Origin of the sequence: Isoptericola aurantiacus, assembly GCF_044769875.1 — a bacterium.
Classification (GTDB): Bacteria; Actinomycetota; Actinomycetes; order Actinomycetales; family Cellulomonadaceae; genus Isoptericola; species Isoptericola aurantiacus.
The window spans coordinates 165,790-184,314 of the sequence record NZ_JBJBAE010000001.1 but is presented as its reverse complement, the minus strand read 5'-3'; the positions used below and the strand labels follow the sequence as shown (position 1 = coordinate 184,314).

The window sequence follows — 18,525 nt, the reverse complement described above, 5'->3', positions numbered from 1 at the left end:
GAGCGTCGTGCCCTGACTCGAGGAGGAGCACGTGAGCGAGACGACCATCGCCGACGCCGCGGGGGGCCGACGGCCCGTCCGGCACCTTGATCCCGAGCGGGTCCGCCGGAGCCCGGGGGCGACCCGCGTCGATCCCACCGTCTACGTCGCCGACCGGCTCATCGTCCGAGGTGAGTTGCCCGAAGAGTTGCGCGACCGCCTGGCGCCGAGCGTGGGCAAGTTGACGGCCGGTGGCCAGCGCGCCGTGGTGGCGCTCGAGGAGTGGGGGGCAGCATCGTCGGATGAGCCGGCCACCTGGCTCGACGGTGTCCGCCGGATCGCCGGCGAGATGGGCTACCGGGTGGGCTACGACGGGACGCTCGGTGACCTGGCGGTCGACGACGTCGACGACGAGACCTTCGGTTACGCCCTCCGGCTGCTCCCGGTGCGCGACGACGATGTGGAGGTCGACGTCTGGCAGGTCTTGGAGCGCATCACCTCGGAGCTGGGCGTCCTGGACGCGCCGGACGCCGACGACGAGGGGACGGAGCGCACTCCGCGAGTCGGGCTGGACCACCTCTTGCGAGCGCAGCGTGGTGGCCGGTCGACCCCGCTGCCGTTCGTGCCGGTCTCCAAGCCTCGTTCCACTCCGTTGCCGGTCAGCGCCGTCGACGAGTACGGACGTCCCGGCACCGGCGGTCTGACACCAGCGCGCTATCTCGGTGGCAGGCCTCGGCGGACCCTGGACGATGGACCGACCCCGTGGGAGGCCGCCGACGGCACGCGTCGTCCGGTCGTGGCGATCGTGGACACGGGGGTGGGCTCTCACCCGTGGTTCGGCGAGTACGACCCGCACGACCCGCAGGACAGCGCCGTCGTGGTCCGCACCGCGTCCCTCGACGGTCGCCCGGTCGGGACCTTCCCCGTCCCGCGCTATGACAGCGAGGACGCCGACTTCGGCGGGCTGAGCGTCGACCCGCTCACCGGGCCTCTCGACCCGGTGGCGGGGCACGGCACCTTCATGGCCGGTGTCGTCCACCAGGTCTGTCCGGACGCGGTGATCATGGCGGTACGGGCGTTCGGCGGTTCCGGGGATATCCCCGAGTGGGAGGTCCTGCACACGCTGCACCGCCTGCTTCGCTTCCACCGGCGCGGTGTCGCTGGTCAGGAGGGTTGTCACCCGGTGGACGTCGTGGTGCTCGCGATGGGGTACTACCACGAGCAGCCGGCCGACTACGGCTACGACGGGCCGCTGCGCCGGGTGTTGCGCGCCCTCCGGCGCGCGGGGGTCGTCGTCGTGACCGCCTCCGGCAACGACGGCACGACGCACGCCATGTTCCCCGCCGCGTGGGCTCCGCACCTTCACCATGGGCCAGGAGCTCCGTCGGCGATCGACGACGGTCAGCTCTCGGAGGAGCACCCACCGCTGCTGGTGGCGGGGGCCTCCAACCCGGACGGGACGACGGCGATCTTCAGCAACGACGGCCCGTGGGTGACGTGCGTCCGCCCGGGTGCCGCCGTCCTGTCCACGATGCCGACGACGCTCGACGGGCCCGAGACCCCCGAGGCCCAGGTGCCCGAACGTCTGCGCATCGGGATGCGCGCCACGGTCGACCCGGACGACTTCACCGGGGGGTACGCGACCTGGAGCGGCACGTCGTTCGCCGCGCCGTATCTCGCGGCCCAGATCGCGCGGGCGCGTCTGGCCAGGGGAACGGTATCGACCGGCGGGGTCGACTCGGCATGGGATGCTGTGACCTCCACGACCGGACTCGCGCCGGCGGTTCGGGGTGGGCACGGCGGGTAGGAGATTGCGATCGCGGAGAGGGCAGCGTTCGACGAGCGGCTGAGACTGGCACAGGAACTCAACGCCGCGACACGTCCGCGCCCTGCCTCGCGGGCCTACCGGTCGCTCCTGCGCGACGTGGAGTCTCTCGACCCGACGCGGCACGGTAGATGGGTGATCGAGATCCGCGTGCGGTCGCTGGTGGGTGAGGCCGCCTGTCGGCACGCCCTCACCGGGGCAGCCGAGGAGCCTCAGAGGTTGCTCGCCGAGGCGCTCTCCGTCGCCACCGACGCTCACGAGCCTCGACTGGCTGCGCTCACCTACGGCCAGGCGGGGCTCGTCCATCTGCGGTCCGGGGACGCAGCGGCCGCGGTCCAGGCCTTCGATCGCGCGTTGACCTGGGCGGCGCCGGACGACCACCGGGACCTGGCGATCTTGTACATCAACCGTGCTGCCGCGGCTCTGGAGCTGGGTGAGCTCGACGCCGCGGTGCGGGATCATGAGCAGGCTCTGCGGCACGCCGAGGCGGCGGGGAGCGATCGGTATGCGGCCTTCGCACGACACAACCTGGGCTGGGTCCGGTACCGGCAGGGCGACTTCCCGGCAGCGTTGCGCATCATGGAGGAAGCGGCAGCGACGCAGCCGGGTGGGCCCGATGGCTGGTCGGAGGTGAGCCGGGCGCACGTGCTGCTAGACGCCGGGCTCGTCACTGAAGCGGAGAAGGCCCTGGCCGACTCGACCGACCTCCTGTCGGCCGAGGATCTCACCGGTGAGAAGGCTGACGCGCTGCTCGCCCGGGCGCGGTGCGCGATCCTTCTGCAGCGACCGGAGGAGGCGGTGCGTTGGGCGCGCGGTGCCCGCCGCGTCTTTGCCCGGGTCGGGAACGACGGGTGGGCTCTGCAGTCGGAGCTCGTCGCGCTCGAGGCGCGGCTGGAGCTGGACCGCCGCGCCGGCCCGCGCCGGTCGACCCTGCGTCGCCGCAGCGAGGAGACGCTCGCCCTGACCGCAGTGGACGGCAGCGTCCTGGCGAGTCGTGAGGCGGGAGCTGCGGCCCGGCTGCTCGCGGCGGAGTGGGCGCTCCTCGCGGGCGACGTCGAGCGTGCGCAGTCGATCGTGGCGGGCGTCCGGCGTCTGACCACCTGCCCCCTCCCGCTGCGCATCCACCACGAGTCGGTCCGTGCGCAGGTCGCCTTCGCAGCGGGGGACCGTCGCCGGGGCCTGCTCGCCGTGCGCCGCGGTCTGCGGGTGCTCGCGGACCATCGGGCGCGCCTCGGTTCGGTGGACGCCGTCACGGCCGCCGCCGCGCACGGGTCCCGACTGGCACGGGTCGACGTCGAGGCAGCGTTGGCCACGGGCCGCGCTTCGGCGGTGTTCGACGCCACCGAGCGCGGGCGTGCCGCGTACGCCGGGGCCGCCCGGGTGCGACCGCCTCAGGACGAGGAGCTCGCCTACCTGCTGACCCGGGCACGCACCGCCGCCGAGGAGGCGCGCGAGCTGGCCGGCAGTGCAGACCCGAAGGACCGTGCGGCGGCCGATCGCGGCACGAGGGAGGCACGCCGGCTCCAGGACCAGGCGCGCCGGCGGTCCTGGCAGCTCTCGGGGCCGGGAGACGGTTTGGTGCCGGAGCCGACCACGGCGCGGGCGGTGGCCGCCCGGTTGCGGGAGGTGTCGTCGGGCACGACGGTGGTGTCGTACCTCTTGACCGACCGGGTGCGGGCGGTGCGTGTCGATGCCACGGGTGCACGGATGCTCGAGCTCGGGTCGCTGTCCGAGGTGACGGAGCTGGCCCGGCGGGTGCGGCAAGACGTCGAGGTGCTGGCCAACTCGCTCATCCCGGCACCGATGCGGGAGGTCGCCGCGACCTCGGCCCGCCGTTCGCTGGCGCGCCTGGACGACCTGCTGCTGCGACCGGTCGGGGTGGACGGACCGCTGCAGGTCGCGGCACGCCGCGAGCTGCTCTCGGTGCCGTGGGCCTCGCTCCCGTCCCGGGCGGGCGTGGCGACGGGCGTCGACTCCTGGGTGACCTTGCGTGACCACGAGTCCCGGTGCGGTGCCGGCGCGTCCCGTGCCGTCGTCGTCGCCGGGCCCGGCCTGCGTGCCGCTGAGCTGGAGGCCCGCCTCGTCGCTGCGACGTGGGGGGAGGCGACGACGTTGTCCGGGGCGGCGGCGACCTGTGCGGCCACGACGGCGGCGATCGCCGGGGCGGACGTGGTCCACCTCGCCGCGCACGGCGTGCACGAGCCGGACAACCCGTTGTTCTCCTGCGTCCGGCTCGCCGACGGGCCGCTGTACGCGCACGAGCTGGACGGCGTCGACCTCTCGGGCGCCGTCGTCGTCCTGTCCGCCTGCGAGACCGGACGTACCTCGGTGCGGCTCGGGGGAGAGCCGCTCGGCATGACGAGCGTGCTGCTGCGGCTCGGCGCCCGCGCCGTGGTGAGCGCCGTCGCACCGCTGCGGGACGACGTCGCCGCGCGCGTCATGCCGCACCTGCACGCCGAGCTGCGGGCGGGGACCGACCCTGCTGCGGCGCTCGCCCGTGCCGTCGCTGCGGAGTCCGAGCCGGTACCGCTGGTGTGCTTCGGGCCACTGTCCGTCGACGGGCGCACTGCCGCCGTGTGACGCGCGCCTCGGCGCCCGGGGTGCCGGAGCGCCGTCCTGGTCGTGTACAGTTCTGGGGTAACCCAAGACCGCCGGTCGTCCCAGGCTGCCCGGACTCGTTCCGAGAAGCCGAAGACCGAAGTCCCGCGAGAGCAGCGGAGGCCTGCGCAGGTGACACGATGACGATCTCACGGTCTCGACCATGAGCATCCGAGCCCCGTGCGCCTGCGCCGGGGCTCTTTCTCTTTCCCGGGGTGACCGGTGGCTCCACCACCGGAAGGATTGCCATGGCGAGGCCGGACAAGGCAGCCGCCGTCGCGGAGATCACGAACAAGCTTCGTGACTCCAGCGCGGCCGTGCTGACCGAGTACCGCGGGCTCTCCGTCTCGCAGCTCCAGGAGCTGCGGCGGTCGCTGCGCGGCAACGCAACCTACGCCGTGGTGAAGAACACGCTGACCACCATCGCGGCCAAGGAGGCCGGAGTCGAGGGTCTCGACGCCGACCTCCAGGGTCCTTCCGCGATCGCGTTCGTGACCGGGGACCCGGTCGAGGCCGCGAAGGGACTGCGTGACTTCGCCAAGGCGAACCCTGCACTGGTCATCAAGGGCGGTGTCCTCGACGGGAACGCCCTGACCGCTGCGGAGATCACGAAGCTCGCGGACCTCGAGTCCCGCGAGGTTCTGCTGGCCAAGGCGGCCGGTGCGATGAAGGCCAAGGTCAACCAGGCCGCTTACGTCTTCAACGCCAAGCCGACCCAGGTCGCCCGAGTCATCGATGCCCTGCGCCAGAAGCAGGAATCGGCGGGCGCTGCCGCCTGAGTGGCGCAGCGCCGACACACCACCCTGCTTCTGGCGGGCCGACCGGCCCGCGAAGCGCTGAATGAAAGGAACGCCATCATGGCGAAGCTCAGCACCGACGAGCTCCTGTCCGTCTTCGAGGAGCTGACCCTCATCGAGCTCTCCGAGTTCGTGAAGGCCTTCGAGGAGAAGTTCGACGTCACCGCCGCCGCCCCGGCCGCCGTGGCCGTCGCGGGTGCCCCCGCCGCCGGTGGCGGCGAGGAGGCTGCCGAGGAGCAGTCCGAGTTCGACGTCATCCTCGAGGGTGCCGGCGACAAGAAGATCCAGGTCATCAAGGAGGTGCGCGCGCTCACGTCCCTCGGTCTCAAGGAGGCCAAGGACCTGGTCGACGGCGCGCCGAAGCCGGTCCTGGAGGGCGTCGACAAGGACGCCGCGGAGAAGGCCAAGGAGGCGCTCGAGGGCGCCGGGGCCTCCGTCACCCTCAAGTGAGTCGCGCGGCGTGAGCCGCACTCACCGGTGATCCGCGCGCGGATCGACGACGAAGGCCCGCACCCCTCGGGGGTGCGGGCCTTCGTCGTCCTCGCTGCCGGCGCGAGCGTGGCCAGGTGAGGGAACGGTGTGGGAGCGGGGGAGTGTGAGCAACGGCTCCCCGATGGCGGTGGCGCGGGGCCGACGGCGCGGGTAACGTTGGTGGGTACCGTTTCTTGGGCGGCATATGGCGGCCACCGAGACAACGTCCTCAGAACACGACGAAGCCGAGGACGTCTGCTCGCGCGCCCACGCGGGTGGACTTGTTCGACGACTTCGGCTACGCTAGCGCTTTGCGCTCGCCTGTGCCCTGACGCCCTCCCGCCGACCAACCGCCCCGCTCTCGTCGCCCCTGGTGACCCCTCGGGACGGTGCTGTCATCCCGCGGTCCGGCGCCCGTCGCACGACGAAGCGTACAGCGTGCCACCGAACTGCAGGGAAGGACCCCTCTTGGCTGCCTCGCGCACCCCTTCTGCTCCGTCCGCCGACGCCATCGCGAACCGCACCGCCTCCCGCCGCGTCTCCTTCGCCAGGATCTTCGAGCCCCTCCAGGCCCCCGACCTCCTCGGGCTCCAGGTCGAGAGCTTCGACTGGCTCCTGGGCAACGAGGACTGGCAGGCCCGCGTGGCCGCCGCGCTCGAGGCCGGCCGCCACGACGTCCCCGGCGCCTCCGGCCTCGAGGAGATCTTCGAGGAGATCTCCCCCATCGAGGACTTCGGTCAGTCGATGTCCTTGTCGTTCTCCAACCACCGCTTCGAGCCGCCGAAGTACACGGTCGACGAGTGCAAGGAGAAGGACTTCACCTACGCGGCCCCGCTGTTCGTCACGGCGGAGTTCGTCAACTACACCACCGGTGAGATCAAGAGCCAGACGGTGTTCATGGGCGACTTCCCGCTCATGACCGACCGCGGCACCTTCGTCATCAACGGCACCGAGCGCGTCGTCGTCTCGCAGCTCGTCCGGTCCCCGGGCGTGTACTTCGAGCGCACCCCGGACAAGACCAGCGACAAGGACGTCTTCTCGGCGAAGATGATCCCGTCGCGCGGCGCCTGGCTGGAGTTCGAGATCGACAAGCGCGACGCCGTCGGCGTCCGCGTCGACCGCAAGCGCAAGCAGCCCGTCACCGTCCTGCTCAAGGCCCTCGGTCTGACGGAGTCGGAGATCCGCGAGGAGTTCGCGGACTTCCCGACGATCCTCGACACCCTCGAGAAGGACCACGTCCACACGCAGGACGAGGCCCTGGTGGACCTCTACCGCAAGATCCGCCCGGGCGAGCCGCCCACGGTCGAGGCGGGCCGCGCGCTGGTCGAGAACTTCTACTTCAACCCCAAGCGCTACGACCTGGCGAAGGTCGGCCGCTACAAGCTGAACAAGAAGGTCGGCGTCAGCGCCGAGCTGAGCGACAGCACGCTGTCGGTGACCGACGTCGTCGCGACCATCAAGTACCTGGCCGCGCTGCACGCCGACAAGACCACCATCGCCGGCACCCGCGACGGCCAGCCGTACGACGTGCGCGTCGAGACCGACGACATCGACCACTTCGGCAACCGCCGCATCCGCGCGGTCGGCGAGCTCATCCAGAACCAGGTGCGCACCGGCCTGTCCCGCATGGAGCGGGTCGTGCGCGAGCGGATGACGACGCAGGACGTCGAGGCCATCACGCCGCAGACGCTGATCAACATCCGCCCCGTCGTGGCGTCGATCCGCGAGTTCTTCGGCACCTCGCAGCTGTCGCAGTTCATGGACCAGAACAACCCGCTGGCGGGTCTGACGCACAAGCGCCGGCTGTCCGCGCTGGGTCCGGGCGGTCTGTCCCGGGACCGTGCCGGCATGGAGGTCCGCGACGTCCACCCGTCGCACTACGGCCGCATGTGCCCGATCGAGACGCCCGAGGGCCCGAACATCGGTCTCATCGGTTCGCTCGCCTCGTTCGGCCGCATCAACCCGTTCGGCTTCATCGAGACCCCGTACCGCAAGGTCGTGGCGGGTCGCGTGACCGACGAGGTCGTCTACCTCACGGCCGACGACGAGGACAGCTACGTCATCGCGCAGGCGAACACGTCGCTCAACGCGGACGGCTCCTTCGCGCTCGACCGCGTCCTGGTCCGCACCAAGGGCGGCGAGACGGACGACGTCCTGGCCGCCGACGTGGACTTCATGGACGTCTCCCCGCGCCAGATGGTCTCCGTGGCCACCGCGCTCATCCCGTTCCTCGAGCACGACGACGCCAACCGCGCGCTCATGGGCGCGAACATGCAGCGCCAGGCCGTGCCGCTGGTGCGGTCCGAGGCGCCGCTGGTCGGTACCGGCATGGAGCGCCGTGCCGCCGTCGACGCCGGTGACGTCATCGCCGCCGACAAGCCCGGCGTGGTCACGCAGGTCTCGGCCGACCTCATCGTGGTCGAGAACGACGACGCGACGACGTCGACCTACCGCGTGGCGAAGTTCCGCCGCTCGAACCAGGGCACCAGCTACAACCAGCGCGTGCTGGTCGACGCCGGTCAGCGTGTCGAGGTGGGCTCCGTGCTCGCCGACGGTCCGGCCACCGACGAGGGCGACCTCGCGCTCGGCCGCAACCTGCTCGTGGCGTTCATGTCGTGGGAGGGCCACAACTACGAGGACGCGATCATCCTGTCGCAGCGCCTCGTGGAGGACGACGTCCTGTCCTCGATCCACATCGAGGAGCACGAGGTCGACGCCCGCGACACCAAGCTCGGCCCCGAGGAGATCACGCGGGACATCCCGAACGTCTCCGAGGAGGTCCTGGCGGACCTCGACGAGCGCGGCATCATCCGCATCGGTGCCGAGGTCGGCGCCGGCGACGTCCTGGTCGGCAAGGTGACGCCCAAGGGTGAGACCGAGCTGACCCCGGAGGAGCGCCTGCTGCGCGCCATCTTCGGCGAGAAGGCCCGCGAGGTGCGCGACACGTCCCTCAAGGTGCCCCACGGCGAGTCCGGCACGGTCATCGGCGTGCGTGAGTTCAACCGCGAGGACGGCGACGAGCTGCCCGCCGGTGTCAACCAGCTGGTGCGCGTCTACATCGCCAACCGCCGCAAGATCACGGTGGGCGACAAGCTGGCCGGCCGCCACGGCAACAAGGGCGTCATCTCCAAGATCCTGCCGCAGGAGGACATGCCGTTCCTTCCCGACGGCACGCCCGTGGACATCGTGCTCAACCCGCTCGGTGTGCCCGGCCGGATGAACGTCGGCCAGGTGCTCGAGACCCACCTCGGCTGGGTCGCCAGCCGGGGCTGGGACGTGGAGCTGGCCGAGGGCGACGACCTGGAGTGGCGCGACAAGCTGCCGGAGCACGCCAAGAGCTCCGAGCCGGGCGTCCCGGTGGCCACGCCGGTGTTCGACGGTCTGGAGGAGGACGCCCTGCGCGGCCTGATCTCCACGACGCTGCCGAACCGTGACGGCGACCGCATGGTCGGGCTCGACGGCAAGGCGCCGCTGTTCGACGGCCGTTCCGGCGAGCCGTTCCCGGACCCGGTGGCCGTGGGCTACATGTACATCCTCAAGCTCCACCACCTGGTCGACGACAAGATCCACGCCCGCTCGACCGGCCCGTACTCGATGATCACCCAGCAGCCGCTGGGCGGTAAGGCGCAGTTCGGTGGTCAGCGCTTCGGCGAGATGGAGGTGTGGGCGCTCGAGGCGTACGGCGCCGCGTACACGCTCCAGGAGCTGCTCACGATCAAGTCCGACGACATCCCGGGCCGCGTCAAGGTGTACGAGGCCATCGTCAAGGGCGAGAACATCCCCGACTCGGGCATCCCGGAGTCGTTCAAGGTGCTCCTCAAGGAGATGCAGTCGCTGTGCCTGAACGTCGAGGTGCTCTCGAGCGACGGCGTCTCCATCGAGATGAAGGAGTCCGACGACGAGGTCTACCGCGCCGCGGAGGAGCTCGGCATCGACCTCTCCCGCCGCCCGAACTCGGCGACCACGGTCGACGAGATCTGATCCAGCGACCAGCTGAACCCCGGAAAACATCCGAAAAGCTTTGAGGAAGTAGGACATCTTGCTCGACGTCAACGTCTTCGACGAGCTGCGCATCGGCCTGGCCACGGCCGAGGACATCCGTTCCTGGTCGCACGGTGAAGTGAAGAAGCCCGAGACCATCAACTACCGCACCCTCAAGCCCGAGAAGGACGGACTCTTCTGCGAGAAGATCTTCGGCCCCACCCGGGACTGGGAGTGCTACTGCGGCAAGTACAAGCGCGTGCGCTTCAAGGGCATCATCTGCGAGCGCTGCGGCGTCGAGGTGACCCGTTCCAAGGTGCGCCGTGAGCGCATGGGCCACATCGAGCTCGCCGCGCCCGTGACCCACATCTGGTTCTTCAAGGGTGTGCCGTCCCGTCTGGGCTACCTGCTCGACCTGGCGCCCAAGGACCTGGAGAAGGTCATCTACTTCGCCGCCTACATGATCACGTGGGTGGACGAGGAGGCGCGCACCGAGGACCTCCCGAACCTCCAGAACGAGATCGACGTGGAGCGCAAGGAGATCACCGACCGGCGCGACAACGACATCAACATCCGCGCCACCCGGCTCGAGTCCGACCTGGCCGAGCTGGAGGCCGAGGGTGCCAAGGCCGACGCGCGCCGCAAGGTGCGCGACTCCGCCGAGCGCGAGATGGCGCAGCTGCGCAAGCGCTCGGACGCCGAGCTCGACCGCCTCGAGCAGGTCTGGGACCGGTTCAAGAACCTCAAGGTCGCCGACCTCGAGGGCGACGAGATGCTGTACCGCCAGCTCGTCGACCGGTTCGGCACCTACTTCGAGGGCTCGATGGGTGCCGCGGCGATCCAGAAGCGTCTGGAGAGCTTCGACCTGGACGCCGAGGCCGAGTCGCTGCGCGAGATCATCCGCACCGGCAAGGGCCAGCGCAAGACGCGTGCTCTCAAGCGGCTCAAGGTCGTCAACGCGTTCCTGACGACGACGAACTCGCCGACCGCCATGGTGCTCGACGCCGTACCGGTCATCCCGCCGGACCTGCGCCCGATGGTGCAGCTCGACGGTGGCCGCTTCGCGACGTCGGACCTCAACGACCTGTACCGCCGCGTCATCAACCGCAACAACCGCCTCAAGCGGCTGCTGGACCTGGGCGCGCCGGAGATCATCGTCAACAACGAGAAGCGGATGCTCCAGGAGGCCGTGGACTCGCTGTTCGACAACGGCCGCCGCGGCCGTCCCGTCACCGGTCCGGGCAACCGGCCGCTGAAGTCGATCTCCGACATGCTCAAGGGCAAGCAGGGGCGCTTCCGCCAGAACCTGCTCGGTAAGCGCGTCGACTACTCGGGCCGTTCGGTCATCGTCGTCGGCCCGCAGCTGCAGCTGCACCAGTGCGGTCTGCCCAAGCAGATGGCCCTGGAGCTGTTCAAGCCCTTCGTCATGAAGCGGCTCGTCGAGCTCAACCACGCCCAGAACATCAAGTCCGCCAAGCGGATGGTCGAGCGCACCCGCGCCGTGGTGTGGGACGTGCTCGAGGAGGTCATCACCGAGCACCCCGTGCTGCTCAACCGTGCGCCGACGCTGCACCGTCTGGGCATCCAGGCGTTCGAGCCGCAGCTCGTCGAGGGCAAGGCCATCCACCTGCACCCGCTCGTGTGCGGCGCCTTCAACGCGGACTTCGACGGCGACCAGATGGCGGTCCACCTGCCGCTGAGCGCCGAGGCGCAGGCCGAGGCCCGCATCCTGATGCTCTCGAGCAACAACATCCTCAAGCCGTCGGACGGTCGTCCGGTGACCATGCCCTCGCAGGACATGATCATCGGTCTGCACCACCTGACGGCCGAGCGCCCGGGTGCGCTGGGCGAGGGCCGGGTGTTCTCGTCGCAGGCCGAGGCGCTCATGGCGTTCGACCGTCGCGAGCTCGACATCAACGCGACGATCAAGATGCGGATGTCGGACCTCGTGCCGCCGCTGCGCGGCTTCGAGGCGCCGGAGGGCTGGGAGCCCGGTCGGACGCTCCTGTTCGAGACCACGCTGGGGCGCACGCTCTTCAACGAGGCGCTGCCGGTCGACTACCCGTACCAGAACGAGGTCGTCGGCAAGAAGGAGCTCTCGACGATCGTCAACGACCTCGCCGAGCGCTACCCGAAGGTCGACGTCGCCACGGCGCTGGACGCGCTGAAGGACGCCGGCTACCGGTGGGCGACCCGGTCGGGCGTGACGATCTCGATCACGGACGTCGCCATGCCGCTGGCCAAGGACGAGATCATCGACGAGCACGAGGCTCGTGCGCTGAAGGTCCAGGGCCAGTACGAGAAGGGTCTGATCACCGACGACGAGCGCCGTCAGGAGCTCATCGAGATCTGGACCCAGGCGACCGACAAGATCGCCGCGGCCATGCGCGAGAACCTCGAGAGCGACCAGCGGAACACCCTGTACCGCATGGTCTCCTCGGGTGCCCGCGGTAACTGGATGCAGGTCCGTCAGATCGCCGGTATGCGCGGCCTCGTGGCGAACCCGAAGGGCGAGATCATCCCGCGCCCGATCAAGTCCAACTACCGCGAGGGCCTGTCCGTCCTCGAGTACTTCATCGCCTCGCACGGTGCCCGCAAGGGCCTGGCGGACACGGCGCTGCGGACCGCGGACTCCGGCTACCTGACCCGTCGTCTGGTGGACGTCTCGCAGGACGTCATCGTCCGCGAGGAGGACTGCGGCACCGAGCGCGGCCTGCCGCTGCCGGTCGCCGAGCGCATCGGCGACCAGCTCGTGCCGGACGCCCGCGTGGAGACGTCGATCTACTCGCGCACGTTCGCCACGGACGTCGTGGCGAAGGACGGCACGGTCATCGCGGAGGCGGGCTCCGACGCGGGCGACCTCATCATCAACGAGGTCATCGCCGCCGGCATCGAGGAGGTCAAGGTCCGCTCGGTCCTGACCTGCGAGTCGCGCGTCGGTACGTGCGCCAAGTGCTACGGCCGGTCGCTGGCCACGGGCAAGCTCGTGGACATCGGTGAGGCCGTGGGCATCATCGCGGCCCAGTCGATCGGTGAGCCCGGCACCCAGCTGACGATGCGGACCTTCCACACCGGTGGTGTGGCCTCGGCCGAGGACATCACGCAGGGTCTGCCCCGTGTGACCGAGCTCTTCGAGGCCCGCACGCCGAAGGGTGAGGCGCCCATCGCGGAGTACACGGGCACCGTGGCCATCGAGGACACGGAGCGCACGCGTCACCTCGTGCTGACCCCGGACGACGGCGGTGAGGAGATCCGCTACCCGGTCACCAAGCGTGCCCGCCTGCTGATCGCCGACGGCGACCACGTCACGGTCGGCACCCAGCTGGTCCAGGGCGCGGTCGACCCGAAGAAGGTGCTGCGCATCCTCGGCCCGCGAGCCGCCCAGAAGCAGCTCGTGGACGCGGTGCAGGAGACCTACCGGTCGCAGGGCGTGGACATCCACGACAAGCACATCGAGGTCATCGTGCGGCAGATGCTGCGTCGTGTGACCGTGCTCGACGCCGGTGACGCCCACCTGCTGCCGGGTGAGCTCGCGGAGCGTGCCCGCTTCGAGGACGCGAACCGCAAGGCCGTGGCGGAGGGTGGCCAGCCGGCCGCCGGCCGCCCGGAGCTGATGGGTATCACCAAGGCGTCGCTCGCCACCGACTCGTGGCTCTCGGCCGCCTCCTTCCAGGAGACGACCCGCGTGCTCACCGAGGCGTCGATGAGCGGCCGCCGTGACCCGCTGCTGGGCCTCAAGGAGAACGTCATCATCGGTAAGCTCATCCCGGCCGGCACGGGTCTGTCCCGCTACCGGAACATCGACGTGGAGCCGACCGAGCAGGCCAAGGCCGAGCTCTACCCGAGCTTCGGCTACGACGAGATCGACTTCCCGACGCTCGGCATGGGCTCGGGCGAGGCGATCCCGCTGGAGGACCTGGACTTCGGCGACTTCCGCTGATCGTCCCTGCGAGGTAGGCGAGAACGCCGCGAGGTAGCACCTCCCGGCCCGGATCCGTTCCGGGCCGGAGTGCTACCTCGCGGCGTTCTCGCCTACCCCGGCAACCAGGCGACCGACGTCACACCGGCGTCGTCGTCTCATCCTTTGACCCCGCTTGCTCCCGCGGGTAGTCTTGGAAGCCGTGCCCGTGCCGTCGTGCCGTGCATCCCGCTGGTAGCCCTGAGCAGCCGAGAACTGGTGCTCGGGAGGCCAGCCGGAGGTACCGCCGACTGTGCGCGCGGGCATCCCGGGAACGACGCTCGGACCGCCTGAGAGGGCGGGGGAGCAGACCCGGGCCATCGAGCCGGTGGTAAGTGGCGTTGCGGTCCGCGAGGGCCGCGGGTGCTGCCTGCGATCGGCACGCACAAGCCAGACAGACCACCGTCGAGGGCCGGCCCCGGCCCTCGTGAGCTCGAGAGACGACGGAGACGTAGTGCCTACGATCCAGCAGCTCGTCCGCAAGGGCCGGACCTCGAAGGCCGGGAAGTCGAAGACCCCGGCCCTCAAGGGTTCCCCGCAGCGGCGCGGCGTGTGCACCCGTGTGTACACCACCACCCCCAAGAAGCCGAACTCCGCCCTCCGCAAGGTGGCGCGCGTGAAGCTCTCCTCCGGCATCGAGGTCACGGCCTACATCCCCGGTGTGGGCCACAACCTCCAGGAGCACTCGATCGTGCTCGTGCGCGGCGGCCGTGTGAAGGACCTTCCCGGCGTCCGCTACAAGATCGTGCGCGGCGCGCTCGACACCCAGGGTGTCAAGGGCCGTCAGCAGGCGCGTTCCCGGTACGGCGCGAAGAAGGAGAAGGCCTGATGCCCCGCAAGGGTCCGGCCCCCAAGCGGCCGCTCATCGTCGACCCCGTGTACGGGTCGCCCGTCGTCACGCAGATGATCAACAAGGTCCTGCTCGACGGCAAGAAGTCCACCGCCGAGGCGATCGTCTACGGCGCCCTCGAGGGTGTCCGTGCCAAGACGGACCAGGACCCGGTCGTCGTGCTCAAGCGCGCGCTGGAGAACGTCCGCCCGGCCCTCGAGGTCCGCTCCCGCCGTGTCGGTGGCGCCACCTACCAGGTGCCGGTCGAGGTGCGCCCGTCGCGCTCGACGACCCTCGCGCTGCGCTGGCTCACCGACTTCTCCCGCGCCCGTCGCGAGAAGACGATGACCGAGCGTCTGATGAACGAGATCCTCGACGCGTCCAACGGCCTCGGTGCCGCGGTGAAGCGTCGCGAGGACATGCACAAGATGGCCGAGTCGAACAAGGCCTTCGCGCACTACCGCTGGTGATGCGCACGGACGACCCCGGGTCACCCCCGGGGTCGTCCGCGGATCCGGATCCGGCCGGGGGCCGGGCCTCCGGCCCCGGTTTCCGACGTCCCACTGACCCGAGGGGTAAGACACCGTGGCACTTGACGTGCTGACCGACCTGAAGAAGGTCCGCAACATCGGCATCATGGCCCACATCGATGCCGGCAAGACCACCACCACCGAGCGCATCCTGTACTACACGGGTGTCAACTACAAGATCGGTGAGACGCACGACGGTGCGTCGACGATGGACTGGATGGAGCAGGAGCAGGAGCGCGGCATCACGATCACGTCGGCCGCGACGACCTGCTACTGGAACGACAACCAGATCAACATCATCGACACCCCGGGTCACGTCGACTTCACCGTCGAGGTGGAGCGCTCGCTGCGCGTCCTCGACGGCGCCGTCGCCGTCTTCGACGGCAAGGAGGGCGTGGAGCCCCAGTCGGAGACCGTCTGGCGCCAGGCCGACAAGTACGACGTCCCGCGCATCTGCTTCGTCAACAAGATGGACAAGCTGGGCGCCGACTTCTACTTCACCGTGAAGACGATCGTCGAGCGCCTCAAGGCGAAGCCGCTCGTCATCCAGCTGCCGATCGGCGCCGAGAACGACTTCACCGGCGTCGTCGACCTGCTGCAGATGAAGGCGCTCGTCTGGCACGGCGAGACCAAGCTGGGCGAGACGTACGACGTCGAGGAGATCCCGGCGGACCTCCAGGCCAAGGCCGAGGAGTACCGCAGCGAGCTCATCGAGGCCGTCGCGGAGTCCGACGAGGAGCTGCTCGAGAAGTACCTGGGCGGCGAAGAGCTGACGATCGACGAGATCAAGGGCGGCATCCGCAAGCTGGTCGTCAACTCGGAGGCCTTCCCGGTCCTGTGCGGCTCGGCGTTCAAGAACAAGGGCGTGCAGCCCATGCTCGACGCCGTGATCGACTACCTCCCCTCGCCCCTCGACGTCCCGGCCGTCCAGGGCCACGACGTCAAGGACGAGGAGCAGGTCATCGAGCGTCACTCCGACGCCGGCGAGCCGTTCTCGGCGCTGGCGTTCAAGGTCGCCTCGCACCCGTTCTTCGGCAAGCTCACCTACGTGCGCGTGTACTCGGGCCGGGTCGAGCAGGGCGCCCAGGTCCTCAACACGACCAAGGGCAAGAAGGAGCGCATCGGCAAGCTCTTCCAGATGCACTCCAACAAGGAGAACCCGGTCCCCGAGGCACAGGCCGGCCACATCTACGCCTTCATCGGCCTCAAGGACGTCACCACGGGTGACACCCTGAGCGCACCGGACTCGCCGGTCATCCTCGAGTCGATGACCTTCCCGGAGCCGGTCATCGACGTGGCGATCGAGCCGAAGACCAAGGCGGACCAGGAGAAGCTCTCCACGGCGATCCAGAAGCTCGCCGAGGAGGACCCGACGTTCCGCGTCAAGCTGGACGAGGAGACCGGCCAGACCGTCATCGGCGGTATGGGCGAGCTCCACCTCGACATCCTGGTCGACCGCATGAAGCGGGAGTTCAAGGTCGAGGCGAACGTGGGCAAGCCGCAGGTCGCGTACCGCGAGACGATCCGTCGCAAGGCGGAGAAGATCGACTACACGCACAAGAAGCAGACCGGCGGTTCCGGCCAGTTCGCGAAGGTCCAGGTGACCTTCGAGCCGCTGGAGACCACCGAGGGCGAGCTCTACGAGTTCGACAACTCGGTCACCGGTGGCCGGATCCCGCGCGAGTACATCCCGTCGGTGGACGCCGGTATCCAGGCGGCCATGCAGCAGGGTGTGCTGGCAGGCTTCCCGGTCGTCGGCGTCAAGGCCACGCTCCTCGACGGTGCGTACCACGACGTCGACTCCTCGGAGATGGCGTTCAAGATCGCCGGCTCCATGGTGTTCAAGGAGGGTGTCCGACGCGCCGACCCGGTGCTGCTGGAGCCCATCATGGCCGTCGAGGTGCGCACGCCCGAGGAGTACATGGGCGACGTGATCGGCGACATCAACTCGCGGCGTGGGCTGATCCAGTCCATGGAGGACGCGACCGGCGTCAAGGTCGTTCGCGCCCAGGTACCGTTGAGCGAGATGTTCGGGTACATCGGGGACCTGCGTTCCAAGACGCAGGGCCGCGCCGTGTACTCGATGCAGTTCGACAGCTATGGCGAGGTTCCCAAGGCCGTGGCTGAGGAGATCATCAAGAAGACCCGGGGCGAGTGAGTCCCCACAGGTCGAACACCTGCACAACCATCAACCTGTAGGAAACCGCAACGCCCCGAGGGTTAGGCTTGATCGGCCGACACTCGCAACGTTCGGAACATCTACCCAAGTCCCAGGAGGACCCCAGTGGCTAAGGCCAAGTTCGAGCGGACCAAGCCGCACGTCAACATCGGAACCATCGGTCACGTCGACCACGGTAAGACGACGCTGACGGCTGCGATCTCGAAGACGCTCGCCGAGACGTACCCGGACCTGCCGGCGAACACCGCCCAGGCCTTCGACACGATCGACGCCGCGCCCGAGGAGAAGCAGCGCGGTATCACGATCAACATCGCGCACATCGAGTACGAGACGCCCAACCGTCACTACGCGCACGTCGACGCCCCGGGTCACGCCGACTACATCAAGAACATGATCACGGGTGCGGCGCAGATGGACGGCGCCATCCTCGTGGTCGCCGCGACGGACGGCCCGATGGCCCAGACGCGCGAGCACGTCCTCCTGGCCCGCCAGGTGGGCGTCCCCTACCTGCTCGTGGCGCTGAACAAGTCCGACATGGTCGAGGACGAGGAGCTCCTCGAGCTCGTCGAGATGGAGGTCCGCGAGCTGCTGTCGTCGCAGGAGTTCGACGGCGACAACGCTCCGGTCGTCCGCGTCTCCGGTCTGAAGGCCCTCGAGGGTGACCCCGAGTGGACCCAGAAGATCGTGGAGCTCATGGAGGCCGTGGACGAGAACGTCCCGGAGCCGCAGCGCGACCTCGACAAGCCGTTCCTCATGCCCGTCGAGGACGTCTTCACCATCACCGGTCGCGGCACCGTCGTCACCGGCAAGGTGGAGCGCGGCGCGCTCGACATCAACTCCGAGGTCGAGATCGTCGGCATCCGCTCCCCGCAGAAGACGACCGTCACCGGTATCGAGACCTTCCACAAGCAGATGGACCAGGCCCAGGCGGGCGACAACACCGGTCTGCTGCTGCGTGGTCTCAAGCGCGAGGACGTCGAGCGCGGCCAGGTCGTCGTGAAGCCGGGTTCGATCACCCCGCACACGAACTTCGAGGCGCAGGTCTACATCCTGGGCAAGGACGAGGGTGGCCGTCACAACCCGTTCTACTCGAACTACCGTCCGCAGTTCTACTTCCGGACCACGGACGTCACCGGCGTCATCACGCTGCCCGAGGGCACCGAGATGGTCATGCCCGGCGACAACACCGAGATGTCGGTCGAGCTGATCCAGCCGATCGCCATGGAGGAGGGCCTCGGCTTCGCCATCCGTGAGGGTGGTCGCACGGTCGGTTCGGGTCGCGTCACCAAGATCACCAAGTGATCGCCTGCCGGTCGGCGTGACGGGGTCCGCCCCGCCGCCGACCGGCGCACGAAGGGGCCCAGGCGTCGCACGACGC

General features: G+C 69.5%; 10 protein-coding genes. All 10 read left to right on the top strand.

Annotation, left to right across the window (positions count from 1 at the left end; genetic code table 11):
• The first annotated feature begins 31 nt into the window (after positions 1-31).
• The 10 genes from ACIQLL_RS00830 to tuf all read left to right on the top strand — a co-directional run bounded on the left by ACIQLL_RS00830 (position 32) and on the right by tuf (position 18,449).
• Positions 32-1,786 carry a S8 family serine peptidase gene (locus ACIQLL_RS00830; RefSeq protein WP_402461925.1) on the top strand — a complete coding sequence of 585 codons (1,755 nt, stop codon included), beginning with the start codon at positions 32-34 and terminating at the stop codon, positions 1,784-1,786.
• A 153-nt stretch (positions 1,787-1,939) separates the two neighbouring features.
• Positions 1,940-4,384, top strand: coding sequence for a CHAT domain-containing protein (locus ACIQLL_RS00825; RefSeq protein ID WP_402461922.1), 2,445 nt, complete (start codon positions 1,940-1,942; stop codon positions 4,382-4,384).
• Between the two features lie 266 nt (positions 4,385-4,650).
• Positions 4,651-5,181: a 50S ribosomal protein L10 gene (gene rplJ, locus ACIQLL_RS00820; protein WP_402461920.1), complete on the top strand. Its 531-nt coding sequence runs from the start codon at positions 4,651-4,653 to the stop codon at positions 5,179-5,181.
• Between the two features lie 78 nt (positions 5,182-5,259).
• A complete protein-coding gene (rplL, locus tag ACIQLL_RS00815) occupies positions 5,260-5,649 on the top strand; it encodes a 50S ribosomal protein L7/L12 (RefSeq protein ID WP_402461917.1) in 390 nt (129 codons plus the stop codon).
• Between the two features lie 489 nt (positions 5,650-6,138).
• A complete protein-coding gene (gene rpoB / locus ACIQLL_RS00810; protein WP_402461914.1) occupies positions 6,139-9,651 on the top strand; it encodes a DNA-directed RNA polymerase subunit beta in 3,513 nt (1,170 codons plus the stop codon).
• A 58-nt stretch (positions 9,652-9,709) separates the two neighbouring features.
• Positions 9,710-13,591 carry a DNA-directed RNA polymerase subunit beta' gene (locus ACIQLL_RS00805; protein ID WP_402461911.1) on the top strand — a complete coding sequence of 1,294 codons (3,882 nt, stop codon included), beginning with the start codon at positions 9,710-9,712 and terminating at the stop codon, positions 13,589-13,591.
• Between the two features lie 472 nt (positions 13,592-14,063).
• Entirely contained in the window at positions 14,064-14,438 is a 375-nt protein-coding gene (gene rpsL, locus ACIQLL_RS00800) for a 30S ribosomal protein S12 (protein ID WP_106267324.1), read from the top strand.
• Positions 14,438-14,908, top strand: a complete 471-nt coding sequence (rpsG, locus tag ACIQLL_RS00795) for a 30S ribosomal protein S7 (RefSeq protein WP_402461908.1) — start codon at positions 14,438-14,440, stop codon at positions 14,906-14,908. Before rpsL ends, rpsG begins: the two co-directional genes overlap by 1 nt.
• Before the next feature lie 115 nt (positions 14,909-15,023).
• On the top strand, positions 15,024-17,126 hold the full coding sequence (gene fusA, locus ACIQLL_RS00790) for an elongation factor G (protein ID WP_402461906.1): 2,103 nt from the start codon (positions 15,024-15,026) through the stop codon (positions 17,124-17,126).
• Positions 17,127-17,252: 126 nt separating this feature from the next.
• Positions 17,253-18,449 carry an elongation factor Tu gene (gene tuf, locus ACIQLL_RS00785; protein ID WP_402461903.1) on the top strand — a complete coding sequence of 399 codons (1,197 nt, stop codon included), beginning with the start codon at positions 17,253-17,255 and terminating at the stop codon, positions 18,447-18,449.
• The last annotated feature ends 76 nt before the right edge of the window (positions 18,450-18,525 follow it).